Source organism: Anaeromassilibacillus sp. SJQ-1 (genome assembly GCF_046693725.1).
Lineage (GTDB): Bacteria > Bacillota > Clostridia > Oscillospirales > Acutalibacteraceae > Anaeromassilibacillus.
In genome coordinates, this window is sequence record NZ_JBKEIV010000048.1 from 278,626 (window position 1) to 291,947 (window position 13,322).

The following is a 13,322-nucleotide window of genomic DNA, read 5'->3' on the forward strand; positions in this document are numbered from 1 at the left end:
CGTCGTCGCAAAAACGCTCCACAGGAGCCTTTTTCTCTCCTCTACTTCGGGCGCGCCACAAAAACCAACTTAGTGCTTGTCACTGGGTTGGTTTTTTTATTTTTTCCGCTGCCTCATCCTCCAATCACGCTTCGCCTTCCGGGGCTCGCGTTCTTGGGATGGGACATCGTCGGAAAAGTACTACTTTTCATCCATTCACATCTAACTTTTTATCAATTCCTCCCGTCAAAAGAAGAGAATACAATGGAATTGTTGTATTCTCTTCTTTCTGAGCGTTTTCCCATAATTTGGATACAAAAAATTAAGCGAATAAAATAATTACAAACGATCAAGAAAAATACATAGAAAAATTTGTGATAAAGTTTAAAAGTACTATACTATTCGCCGAAAAGGAGGTGGCCGATCTTATTCTATTAGGTTTTGTGTGATGTTGGGAAGAGAGATTATTGAAAAGGAGAAGAATTATGAAACAGCGAAAGATCGCTTGGCTGCTGGCAATAACCATGCTGTTCAGCGGGACAGGCCTTGGAAATGTTGTTTCCATGGCAGCACCCGCCGAACCGGGCGTTCAGTGGACGGGCAGTGAGTGGACAGGACAGCCCACTCAATTCCAAGTAAACCGAGAGCCGGCACACACGACATTCATTCCTTATGACACGGAAGAGAAAGCACTCGCCCGATCCGAGGAAAACTCTGCCTATTACCAACTCCTCAACGGGGAGTGGGCCTTTCAGTATGCGGAAAAACCTGCGGACCGAAACACGGAATTTTATAAAGAGGATTACAATGTCAGTGATTGGGATACCATTCAGGTCCCTGGCAACTGGCAGACACAAGGGTATGACAAACCAATCTACACCAATTCCACATACCCATGGACATTAAACGGTGGTGGTAAAAACGACTCTACCAATGCCACTGCACCTACGGAATATAATCCGGTCGGGTCCTATCGTCGGAGCTTTACCGTAGAACCAGAGATGTTAGAAGGTGGCCGACAGGTCTTTATTTCCTTCCAAGGTGTAGAATCCGCATTTTATCTTTGGATCAATGGTTACCAAGTCGGCTACAGCGAAGACAGCTACACCCCAGCCGATTTTAATATAACGCCTTATTTACATGAGGGGGAAAACTCTGTATCCGTACAGGTTTACCGTTGGTCGGACGGCAGCTACATGGAGGATCAGGACTTTATCCGTTTGAGCGGAATCTTCCGCGATGTGTATTTGTATTCCAAAGATGAGGTCGAAATCTTCGATTATGAGGTCACTACGGATCTCGACGACCAGTACGAAAATGCACAGTTTACGCTCTCTATTAAAGCACGCAAGCTGGCGCAAAACGCGCCCGATGGTTATACAGTTCACGCTCGCCTGTTGGACGACGCACAAAATGCCATCGTTGAGCAGGATTTCCCGATTCAATTTGGCAGCAATGTCGATGAAATGGGACATGCGGTCTGTACCATGGACTATGAACAGATGGTGCTATCTCCAAAGCTATGGAGCGCTGAAAAGCCAAATTTATACACACTGGTCCTTGAACTGCGTGACGAAACCGGCGCCAGTGTAGAATTTGCCAGTTCTCGAATTGGGTTCCGTGAAGTGGAGCTGCGCGACAACACGGGTCTATTTGTGAATGGGCAGAACGTCATTATCAAGGGATTCAATCGCCACGAAACGTCTCCGGATACCGGCCGCACGGTCAGCCATGAACTGATGGAACAGGACATCATCCTGATGAAGCAGGCCAATGTCAACACCGTCCGCACAGCGCACTATCCCAATGACACTTACTGGTATGAGCTGTGTGACGAATATGGGATGTATGTCATCGACGAGGCAAATATCGAAGCCCACGGGGCTATGCATAAAATTCCCGGCGATGACGAAGAGAAATGGGGCGCTGTCCATCTGGACCGTATGAAGAGTATGGTTGAGCGCGATAAAAACCATCCGAGTGTTATTATGTGGTCGTTGGGCAATGAATCTGGCGCGGGAGAAGTTTTCCAAACCTTATACGATTGGACCAAAGCGCGCGATGCCACCCGGCCTGTCCATTACTTCAATTCCAGAGGAGACGGTAACGCCGATTATTCGGATACCCGCTCCTCGACCTATCCGTCTGTAGATGGGTCTTTCTCCGGCCGCATCAGTTTGCCGGAGGTTGCAACCGATAACAATCCAAAGCCGTATCTTGCCCATGAATATGCACACTCCATGGGCAACAGCACAGGTAACCTCCAAGAATATGTGGATGTATTTGAAAAGTACGATAAGTTGATCGGCGGCTGTATCTGGGATTGGGTAGACCAGTCGATCCGCGTTGAACTGGGCGGTGAAAAGAAAAACGTCCTGACTGACAGCAGCCCCAATAAGTTGCAAGCCGATTTCACTGGTTCCCTTGTTGCCGGAAAAGATGCAGACAATGCCCTCAAAGGTACTGCGGAACTTCCTGCTGACGCAGTATTTGACACAACGGGAAGTTTTACTGTAGAGGCGTTGGTCTGCCAGACCGGTAAGAACAGCGAGGGATATGATACCATCCTTGCAAAAGGCAACGAACAACTCACACTGCAATATACCAAAGGAAATCTGGAATTCTGCTTTAAGAGTGGAGGTTCCTGGATTTCCGCAACTGTCCCTGCGCCTGCAGATTGGCTGAATCACTGGCACCGTATCACCGGTGTGTTCTGTGCAGAGGACAGCACTTTAAAGATCTACGTCGATGGCCAAGAGATCAAGTCTGTGTCCACCGGTGGTAAAAATGTACGCAATACCAACACGTATGCTGTGACAATCGGAGAAAATTTGGAACGTCCTGGCCGCGAATTTACCGGTTTGATCGACGAAGTGCGTATTTACAACCGTGCTTTGACTGCACAGGAGGTTGAACAGGCAAATATTTCTGCCGCTGATGAATCCGTCCTATTCTGGTGCGACTTTAATGCAGTGGATTCAGAAAACAAGCTGATGGATGCTGGTCCAAAGGGGCTTCATGCTACTTATAAGGGGACCTTAGAAGCCCGCGGCGGCATTGGCAACGGCACAGCCCTGGAAGGTACCGCTACATTGCCCACCAGCGAAGCACTTAATTTGACCGGCAGTTTGACGCTGGAAGCGCTCGTCTATCCAAAGAAAGTTTCGGGTAGCACGAACGGCGCCATCGTGACGAAGGGCAACAGCCAATATGCAATGAAATATATCGGCGACACGGCCAAAAATAAGAGCGTCATAGAATTCTTTATCTACGATGCCACAGCAACCGGCAGTTCGAGCGCTAAGTGGATCAGCTTGGAAGCTCAGGTTCCAGCCGACTGGTTTGAGAACTGGCATCAGGTGGTATCGACCTTTGATGCAACAGCCGGCACCATCAACATTTATATCGATGGTGAACTGGCAGCCAGCAAAGAAGTCAGCCAAAAGACCATCTCCACCAATGACTATGCGGTTGCCATTGGTACGGATACCGAACGTACCGGCCGCGAATTCCAAGGAAAGATCGATAACGTGCGCATCTATAACCGTGCACTTTCGCCCGAGGAGATCTGTGATGAAGGCCGTACCCCGAACGACGAGGGCGTCGTCCTTTGGATGGACTTCAACTCCATTACCGAAGTGGACACCGGTGAGAATGAACAGTCCTATTTCGGCTACGGCGGCGACTGGGGCGACAATACCAATGATGGCAATTTCTGCAGCAACGGCGTTGTTTTTCCCGACCGCACTTTGCACCCTGCATACCAAGAGGTTAAAAAAGCGTATCAGGGTGTAAAACTTACGGCAAAGGACCTGGAAGCCGGCGAAATTCAGATTGAAAATCTCCTCGAATTCACCAATTTAAATGAATACGAGGGAATCTGGACTCTGTATAACAACAATGAAAAAGTTCAGTCCGGCGTCTTGTCGGACGATCAACTGGACATCGCAGGCGGTGAAACCAAGGTGGTCACCATCGGTTACCATGCGCCTGAATCCGTCCGTGAAGGCAGCGAGTTCCTGCTAAACATTGCGTTCCGTCTGAAAGAAGATACCCTTTGGGCGGACAAAGGCGCCGTCGTAGCTTTCGAACAGTTTGAATTGGGTTTTGATGCGACAGAACCCGGTGAGGCATTGGATACCTCTCTGAAATTTACGGAAGTGAGTGAATCTGGAAACCAGTTGACTGCAAAGGGAGAAGGATTTGAAGTCACTTTTGACATTCAAAAAGGTGAATTGACCTCCTTTAAGAACAATGGCAAAGAACAGATTTATCGTGCACCGGAACCGAATTACTGGCGTGCCCGAATCGATAATGGGACGATTAATACCAAGTATCGCGATCCGGCAACTACTGTAGGCGAGGTACAGGTCGAGAAATCAGAGAACAAAATTGTCGTTACCGTGCCGCTCTCCTATTCTACTCTGAACAACTCCACCAATCAGATTACATACACGCTTTACCCGACAGGCGACCTTGTGGTCAACAGCGTATTCGACTCGAAAGCATCCGAAATGTTGGGCCGTGTCGGTATGAAAATGGAGTTGCCTGCGGGTTATGAAAATATCACGTATTATGGCAGAGGTCCGGAAGAAAACTACATTGACCGAAATACCGGTTCCTTGATCGGCGTATATGACAACACCGTAGACGGTATGTTTGTCCCCTATATGAAGCCCCAGGAGAATGGCAACCGTACGGATGTCCGCTGGGTCTCCCTGACCGATGAAGAGGGCGACGGCCTTCTGTTCTCAGCCGACGTTCCCATGGAATTCGGCGCCCTGCACTATTCCGCTTCTGAACTGAACAGCAAAGCCCATCCCTATCAGTTGACCCGTTCCGATCAAATCTATTTGACGTTGGATTACATGCAAACCGGCGTTGGCAATGGAAGCTGCGGCCCAACCATGCTGGAAAAGTACAAGGTCAATTCCAACAAGCAGTACACGTTTACCTATCGAATGCGTCCTGTCACCGGCGAGACAAACTCGGTCGAACAGAAAATGGCACAGGCACAAAAGGCGATTATCACCCAGACACTCAACGGCATCGAGGTGGATGGACGCCTCCTGCCCGATTTCTCGCTGGATAAACACACATACACCATTCCCTACCTGAGCAACCGCACAGAACTCCCTCATGTGGAAGCGGTTCCTGCACACTCCTCCATTTCCGCCAATGTAAAACAGCCCACATCCTTTGATGACACGGCAGAGGTCTATATCGATGATTTGGAAGGGAATCCACAGGTGTATACCATCCACTTCACAAAACAGGATGAGATTCCTTTGGAGAATGTAGTATGGAAATCCGCGACCACCGGTTGGAAAGAGATCACCAAAGGGACCAACCTTGAAGGCAATCCTATGGAACTGACCGTCAATGGAGAGCGCAAGCAATTTTACAGTGGATTAGGGGTCCATGCAGCCTCTGAAATTGTCTACGACATTGAAGGCCTCGGTTACGACATCTTCGAGACGTATCTTGGTCTGGATTGGTTGGGGAGTGTCGCCAGCGACGGCTCTGAATCCCGCGGTGAAGCCCGGTTCGAAATCTGGGTGGACGGCGAACAGGCCTACATCTCCCCCATTATGACACAGGACACCGAAGCGGAACACGTTCGTTTGAATATCATTGGCGCTAAGGAACTCAAACTTGTGGTCGATCCACTGGGGGCCAATGCACACGATCACAGTGACTGGGCCAACGCCCGGTTCCTCCCCAGAGGGAAAGGCGATCTGGAACAAATCGAAGTCACCGGCCTACCCGAACAAATTCAGTTGAAAAAGGGTTCTTCTTATACACTCTCTGTGGAGACCGTTCCCGCAGATGTAACCGTCTCCTACGGCGTGGCATCTACGGATAACGCACTTTCCATACAGAACAACCAGATCACCGGCGAACAGACTGGACATTCTGAAGTTCTGGTCTCTCTCAACAAGGAGGGCTTTGAGTCCCAGTATTATTCCATCCCTGTCAGCGTCTACGAGGAGGAGCCGACCATCACCGCTGTTCAGAAAGAGGCTGTCGCTACCCTTGTGGGCCAAGCGCCAAACCTTCCCGAAGAGGTCCGTGTCACATATTCGGACAATACGAGCGGTATGATTGGTCTGAAATGGGCCGATATAGCATCCAGTGACTATGCCCAGGAAGGCTCCTTCACGGTAGAAGGCACTGTAGAGGGTACCTCCATCAAGGCCATATGTACCGTTGACGTTCATAAGACCAATGTTGTTTCCACAGTAGAGGAAAGCCGTGTTTCGGCGCCTCTCCAAGGAACGGCTTCCCTGCCGCAGCAGGTGACCGTCACCATGGCAGACGGCGCACAGGAAGCCCGTGCTGTCTCGTGGGACGATCCCAGCAGCGCAACGTCCATTCTCGGCGAACACGTCCTGACCGGTACAGTGGAAGGCACCGATCGTCCGGCAGTCTGCCGCCTGTATGTATACAGCGACATCAATCTAGTTTCTGAAATTGCAGCCACTACGGCCGAAACCACGGCCGGCGTAGCCCCGGTTTTGCCGGAATCCGCTGCTGTCACCTATGTAGACGGTACTGAAGGAACCCTCCCCATCGTCTGGGAGGAAATCCCCGCGGAAGCCTACCAACAGGAAGGCAGCTTTACGGTATATGGCTATGCGGATGGGTTCGGTGCGCAAGCATCCTGCACGGTAACGGTTTCCGGTTCCACGGACCCCGATCAAGAATACGCATTCACAGCCAACTTTACTACCAATGCACAGGTTACTGTAAACGGCGAAGATGCAACAATCGCAAACCTGACCGGGCGGTATACGTCCTCCTTCAAGCCGGGCGACACTTATACGCTCGTCTTTGCCCCCAGAGTGGAGGGCAAGGAGTTTTCCAACGTCCTGGTCAACGGCGAGGATTACAGCGATCAAATCGTCTTTGATGAAGAAACACATACTTCTTCCTTTACCTATGAAGGGGTTATGAGTGCCGCGGAACAGACCCTACAATTCACTTTCACCACTGTGGACAAACAGATTCTTCGCACAGTCATCGCGGTTGCAGAGGGTCTGGCCGACGGCGATGAATACCATGCTGCCATTCCAACCGTACAAAAAGTATTTGACCGTGCATTACAGGCCGCAAAGGATGCAGAGGGCAATCCGAAGGCCAGTCAAGAGGACATCAACAACGCATGGAGCGGCTTGCTCGACGCGATTCATCTGTTGGGCTTTGCCGAAGGCGATACTACCGAACTGGAAGAATTGCTTGGCATCGCCGGTTTACTGGGAGAAGAGGACTATACTTCCTCCAGCTGGTCGGCACTCCAAGCTGCAATGGAACAGGCGCAAGCCCTGTTGCAGGACGATGAACCGCTTCAGGCGGATGTCGAAAAAGCGTACGATGTTCTGTACGAAGCTCTGACCGGCTTACAAGCCGTAGCCGATACCACCCATCTACAGGCCGTCGTCCATACGGCTGAAAACATCGACCTTTCGGACTATCTGGAAGTTGGGCAGGAAGAATTCTTATCCGCGCTTGAAGCGGCCAAAACGGTTCTGGAAAACAGGGACGCCACACAAGAAGAGGTGCAGAACGCTGCCGAGGAACTGAACTGCGCCATGGCAGCCCTGCGGAAAATCCCGTCGCGCGAGGAACTACAGGACTTGATTGACAAAGCGGAAGCAATCGATCTGGACAAATATACCGACCTAAGTGCGGCAAGTTTGCAAGCAGCCCTGCGCGTCGCGAAGGCCGTTGCCGCAGATCCCCATGCAAGCAACGAGGAACTCGCTTCAGCATACACGGCCGTGCAGCATGCGTGGGATGGCCTGGTAAAAGCCGAATCTCCCCAGAAGCCGCAGAAACACTCCAGCGGTTCTGCCTCCGCAAACCGTTCCAATACATACGGTTCCAGTGGGATCGCCCTTGTGACAGCCGCCCAAAACATGGTCACTCCGGCAAGCGTACGCAGTGACACGACCACGGACTTCACACTGCTGCATGGCAACGCATATTGCTTCAAGATGACCCTGGTCAATGGAAGCGGTCTGGTTCCGAGCTTCACCGTAGGCAACGGAAGCGTTCTGAAAACACAATTCCTGACCCAGATTGGAAACGATTATTATTATAGAATTTGGGCCATTGGGAATCCGGGCGATCGCACGGGCGTGTACACAACATTGCCCGGCCAAAACGCCGTCAAGCATTGTACGGTTACAATTGGCTGAATGCTATCGCACAAGAATCCAAAGCCGCCAAATAAACTTGTAACATAAGGTCCGGAAAGTTCCATTCGGACAGAAGGTATCCGGCATAGATGGTGCGGTCAATCTTAGATGCAAAGAACGCTATGGGGCGTCCTCTGTAGATGCAAAGGCAATCTATAACCAACATCTATGCCTAGATCCCAGCAAAAGGGTCCATCCGCTTTTAAATTTGAAAGCGGATGGACCCTCTCTTTTGATCTCCCGGGAAAACATTGGACCAATCACTCCGAAATCAGGGCGGACGTAGCAAAACGGCTCCCTATCGAACGGAACAAGGACCTCGTAAATCCCTATTGCATAAAGAATGCGTTCTATACGATACAACTTTTCTGAAAACGTTTCCAAAGAGATTCTCTCATCATATAGGCCTCGAGAATTTTGGGGGATTTCAAGCGGTTCGTACCTTACATTTTTTTATTGTCTCATTTCAAGATAAGCGCTTCTAAAATAAACTTTGGCAGTTTTTCCAAAGGTATATGTCAATTGAAGTGCAATCCTATCATAAAATATGAGACCATTTACATGGGGGAACCTATCGACAACGGTATGGAATCCCATCCAAAAAGCTCAAAATTGGGTATCTGGCACAAAGCTTGTGAGACGCATTCCGTATTATGTAATGGATGTATCCTATCGCACGATCCTGACCACGGGGGATGGACAACGGTAAAATCGAAAAGTTCTGACGAGCATGCGGCTTTGGACTACGCATAATATGGATGCTCCTCTAAAGCTAAGGATTTTCGACCAGTTTTGATTTTAATGAATATTCCAAGGACTTGATCGGCAGCGTATGAACAAACGTCTAATGATCGGCTATTTTGAGAATATGCGCGGTATTTGGCAGAAGCATCGAAAAGCGTAATAGATCTTCATTTCAGAACCCGTTGAAAATGAACCAGAAATCTCCCCATCAATATTTTTAACAGGGACAGCCGCCGCAAAAGGCAGGGTATCCCTATCGCTATTAAACTAAGCACTAAGTTGGTTTTTGTGGCGCGCCCGAAGTAGAGGAGAGAAAAAGGCTCCTGTGGAGCGTTTTTCCGACGACGTCCCTTCCCAAGAACGCGAGCCCCGGAAGGCAAAGCGTGATTGGAGGATGAGGCAACGGAGAAAATAAAAAACCAACTCAGCGACAAGAATTTTTTACAATTTATGAAAAAGCCGGAGCGTCATTCTAAATCTTTGTTGATCGAGCAAGCAACGGCTTCACAGCTGTTACTTGATTGTACCAACAAAGGGGGCGGGAGAAGCCGAGACGCAGAACCTTTTATCTTCCTCCACCGGGAGGCTTTTTCTACTGTGCATCTTTACTGGGCCGGTTCTGTCCATTCAAGGAAAAAGGGTGTTTTGATTCTTTCTTGCAGGCGCCCCTCCCGATCAAATCCCATTTCTTGATAACCGTATTTCCAAGGAATTTTAGGGGCCCCTAGGCAGTGCGTTTTCTTTGTTCTTTTAGCGTCGGCCAGACCGTGCACAACATGGTGATGAAACTCGCTGCACCACCGACAAAGTTGGAAATCGGCTCGGCCCAAAACACACCGTCGACACCCATCCCAAACAAACTGGGCAACAAAATCGTGAGCGGGATAACGATAATCACCTTGCGGAATATGGAAAAGAAGATCGCATGCTTTGCCTTGCCCAGGGCTACAAAAGTAGACTGTCCGGAGAATTGGAAAGTCATCATAAAGAAACCAAAAAAATACATGTGTAATGCCGGTACACTGGCCTGCAGCAGGGCTGCATCCTCTGTATTAAAAATCTGGATAAAGAATTGGGGGAATAGGAACACCAGCAGCCACGCGGCCAATGTGTACACCATGCAGGTAAGAGTCATAAATACAATCCCTTTTTTGACTCGCCGGTAGGACTGCGCCCCATAGTTAAAGCCCAAAACCGGCTGCGCTCCACTGGTCAGGCCATTGACCGGCATGGTAAGAATGTCGCGCACCGAATTGAGGATGGTCATAACGCCCACATAGAGGTCGCCACCATATGTCTGCATCTGTGCATTACAGAGGATTTGTACTGCACTGTTGGTGGCCGACATGGTGAATCCTGAAAACCCCATGGCGGTGATCTGTTTGACCATCCCGCCGCGCAGGAAAAATTTTGCCGGTTCCAGGCGCAAAATCGCCCTTTTACCGCTCAAAAAGCGCAACACCCATACCGCGGACAGCCCTTGGGAAAGTACAGTGGCAAGCGCCGCTCCGCGGACTCCCAAATCAAATACAAAGATAAACACCGGATCGAGCACCAAATTGGCGACCGCGCCGCACAGTACTGTCAACATCCCGATGCGTCCAAATCCCTGCGAATTAATAAAATTGTTCATCCCCAAGCTGACCATCACAAAGATGGTACCCACCAGATAGATCAGCATATAATCCCGCGCATATGGATATGTAGCGTCGCTTGCGCCGAATAAGTACAAAAGCGGCTTCAAAAAGAGATACCCCAAGGCAGTGAGAATCCCTCCGCTCATCAACAATAAAGTATAGGAGCAGCGCATAATGCGTCCAGCTTCCTCATTTTCTCCACGCCCTCGTGCAATGGAACAGAGCGGCGCGCCGCCCATGCCAAAAAGGTTTGCAAAGGCATTTAAAATATTAATGATCGGAAACGTCAGGCCCAATCCCGTCAGTGCCAACGTTCCTACATCGGGGATACGCCCAATATAAACGCGGTCTACGACACTGTACAGCAGATTGATCAATTGCGCCAACATCATGGGCATCGCCATCCCCATGATGTTCCCAGCCATACTTCCCTTTGTAAAATCGTTCTGTGCGTTCTTCGTGTGGTTTCTCCCCTTTCCGCCACTCTACCGAATATTTTGCCGTTAATCTATGAAAAGAAATCTTTCGCTGAATCGAGCACACCCACAACTTCCTTTTTTAAGTATAAGGCAGAAAAACCTCCTATAGTTCTGTAGGTGACTTACAGATCAAATCCTTCTCCATTTTCCATACAAAAAAGCCGGAGAAAAGTTCTCCGGCCTCGCCTGATCAAAATAAGATAACCTTTGATAGACTACAACAGACCAACCATTCCAAAGCTGCAACCTGCCATAAAAAGGGAAATCCCTTGATTCCTCTTTCTGCATACCACCGGACGAGAATCGTTTATGCACGCTTGAGTTCGTCGATTTCGTGTCCCTGTTCCGTGACCATTCGCTCTAAATTGCATACCCGCCCACGCAACAAATCCAACGCGCCCACTCCCGGCAAACGTTCTAAGATCTGCGCATGGCCTTCGGCCAACAGGCGAATCGGCTTCATGACGCCGTTCTCTATGTAAGCATGGGTGCGATTTTCGCCGGCATGGAACTCCGCGCTCATTCCTTCACGCATCCGCTCCTCGCTCGCACGAATTTCCATCTCTAGCTTGGCGTGAAACTCGGCGCGCAAACGCTCCTCGCTCGCCAAAATCAGCTGCGCAATCGCTTGCAGATCCTTTTCCTCCAACATCTCCGTTTCCCTCCCGTTGTCCGTTCCTTTGGTAGTCCCATTCTAACATAACCGCCTGAGGGATGCAAGGATAGGAGCATATCTTCCTCTTTCCCATTTGCTTTTTCTCCGGGGGCTTGCTACAATAGGAAAAAAGGGGGATGCCAAATGATTTATATCACGGGCGACACGCACATTCCATACGACGTGACAAAGCTGACAACCAAGGCGTTCCCCGCGCAAAAAAAGCTGACAAAGCATGATTATGTATTGATTTGCGGCGACTTTGGCGGTATTTGGACAGGCCCTGGTGGTTCGGACGACTTTTGGCTCCGCTGGTTTAAACGCAAAAAGTTTACAACCCTGTTTGTAGATGGTAATCATGAAAATTTTGAGCTTTTAAACCAATATCCTGTGGAACAGTGGAACGGCGGCAAGGTGCACCGCGTGACAGACAGTGTATTCCACCTGATGCGCGGTCAACTCTTCACCCTGGAAGGACACAGAATCTTTACTATGGGGGGTGGCGCCTCCGGAGATGTGGAATTCCGCACAGAGGGGATCTCCTGGTGGCCAGAGGAGATGCCGAACGCAGTGGAATATGGGGTGGCCATGCGCACGTTGATGGCCGCTCATTTTGAAGTAGACTATGTGGTTACCCATACCGCGCCACTAAAAATTGTCAATCAATTTCGCAAGAGGACGAGAGAAGAGCCCTTCAATCGCTTTTTAGAAGGGATTGACTCCCGCCTGCATTATAAACGATGGTATTTTGGGCATGTACATAAAGATTTGGACATCGATGAGCATCATACCGCTGTGTATCAAAATCTACTTCCTTTGGGAACCAGTCAAGTGGATTTTCAACCGAAAGAGGATGGATGGTGGAAAACATGATCAAACGCAACTATCAGAAAGAATTGGACGCGGTTCTTTCACGTTTGGAGCTGGAGGAAAAACACCCCAAGCTTCTACTGCATGCTTGCTGTGCACCGTGTAGCAGTTATGTATTGGAATATCTTTCGCGCTATTTCTCCATCGTCCTATTTTATTATAATCCCAATATCTCCCCTCAGGAGGAGTATGAAAAACGAGTGGCAGAGGTCCGCCGTCTATTGCAGGAGATGCCGTTATCCAGCCCGGTAGTCCTCACGTTGGGTGACTACGAACCGGAACGGTTCTTTGCCCTTGCAAAAGGCCACGAGGCAGAACCTGAAGGCGGAGACCGGTGTACCTTATGTTATCACCTGCGTTTGACCGAAGCGGCCAGAGCCGCCAAAGAACTGGGCTGTGATTTTTTCACGACCACGCTCTCCATCAGCCCTTATAAAAACGCAGAAAAGTTGAACACCATCGGCGCAGAACTGGCGGAAACTTATGGGGTTCCCTATCTATTCTCCGATTTTAAGAAACGGAACGGCTATAAGCGTTCCATCGAACTGAGCCGGGAATACCACCTCTACCGGCAGAATTACTGCGGTTGTGTCTATTCCCGCGCAGCTGCTTTGGCCCTGGAAGCCAACCGGACATAACCGGTTTTAATAAAATTTGATTCATCAAAGGAACATTTTTATGAAGCATCCGCATTGATTTTCCATCAACGGAATTTATCTTTTTTAGCCTTCGGCGCCCATCGTCCGATAGGCTTAGG

Annotated in this window: 6 protein-coding genes; 4 read left to right on the top strand and 2 right to left on the bottom strand. The window is 49.6% G+C overall.

What is annotated here, in order from left to right:
- The first annotated feature begins 464 nt into the window (after window positions 1-464).
- Window positions 465-8,180, top strand: a complete 7,716-nt coding sequence (locus ACGCCZ_RS14860; RefSeq protein ID WP_411656408.1) for a glycoside hydrolase family 2 TIM barrel-domain containing protein — start codon at window positions 465-467, stop codon at window positions 8,178-8,180.
- 1,131 nt (window positions 8,181-9,311) lie between these two features.
- Window positions 9,312-9,617, top strand: a complete 306-nt coding sequence (locus ACGCCZ_RS14865; protein WP_411656409.1) for a hypothetical protein — start codon at window positions 9,312-9,314, stop codon at window positions 9,615-9,617.
- 31 nt (window positions 9,618-9,648) lie between these two features.
- On the opposite strand, the gene ACGCCZ_RS14870 is transcribed toward ACGCCZ_RS14865, so the two are convergent.
- Both ACGCCZ_RS14870 and ACGCCZ_RS14875 read right to left on the bottom strand, forming a co-directional pair.
- Complete coding sequence (locus ACGCCZ_RS14870) at window positions 9,649-10,986, bottom strand: MATE family efflux transporter (protein WP_411656410.1); 1,338 nt, start codon at window positions 10,984-10,986, stop codon at window positions 9,649-9,651.
- Window positions 10,987-11,347: 361 nt separating this feature from the next.
- Complete coding sequence (locus ACGCCZ_RS14875) at window positions 11,348-11,692, bottom strand: hypothetical protein (protein ID WP_411656411.1); 345 nt, start codon at window positions 11,690-11,692, stop codon at window positions 11,348-11,350.
- Between the two features lie 147 nt (window positions 11,693-11,839).
- Here ACGCCZ_RS14875 and ACGCCZ_RS14880 point away from each other — a divergent pair, with 147 nt between their 5' ends.
- Window positions 11,840-12,568, top strand: coding sequence for a metallophosphoesterase (locus ACGCCZ_RS14880; protein ID WP_054325045.1), 729 nt, complete (start codon window positions 11,840-11,842; stop codon window positions 12,566-12,568).
- Window positions 12,553-13,203: an epoxyqueuosine reductase QueH gene (locus ACGCCZ_RS14885; RefSeq protein WP_054325046.1), complete on the top strand. Its 651-nt coding sequence runs from the start codon at window positions 12,553-12,555 to the stop codon at window positions 13,201-13,203. The genes ACGCCZ_RS14880 and ACGCCZ_RS14885 overlap by 16 nt, the downstream gene beginning before the upstream one ends.
- The last annotated feature ends 119 nt before the right edge of the window (window positions 13,204-13,322 follow it).

Coding starts and splice junctions, on each gene's coding strand:
- ACGCCZ_RS14860 (WP_411656408.1), top strand. CDS start 465: ATGAAACAGCGAAAGATCGCTTGGCTGCTGGCAATAACCATGCTGTTC.
- ACGCCZ_RS14870 (WP_411656410.1), bottom strand. CDS start 10,986: ATGGCTGGGAACATCATGGGGATGGCGATGCCCATGATGTTGGCGCAA.
- ACGCCZ_RS14875 (WP_411656411.1), bottom strand. CDS start 11,692: ATGTTGGAGGAAAAGGATCTGCAAGCGATTGCGCAGCTGATTTTGGCG.
- ACGCCZ_RS14880 (WP_054325045.1), top strand. CDS start 11,840: ATGATTTATATCACGGGCGACACGCACATTCCATACGACGTGACAAAG.
- ACGCCZ_RS14885 (WP_054325046.1), top strand. CDS start 12,553: ATGGTGGAAAACATGATCAAACGCAACTATCAGAAAGAATTGGACGCG.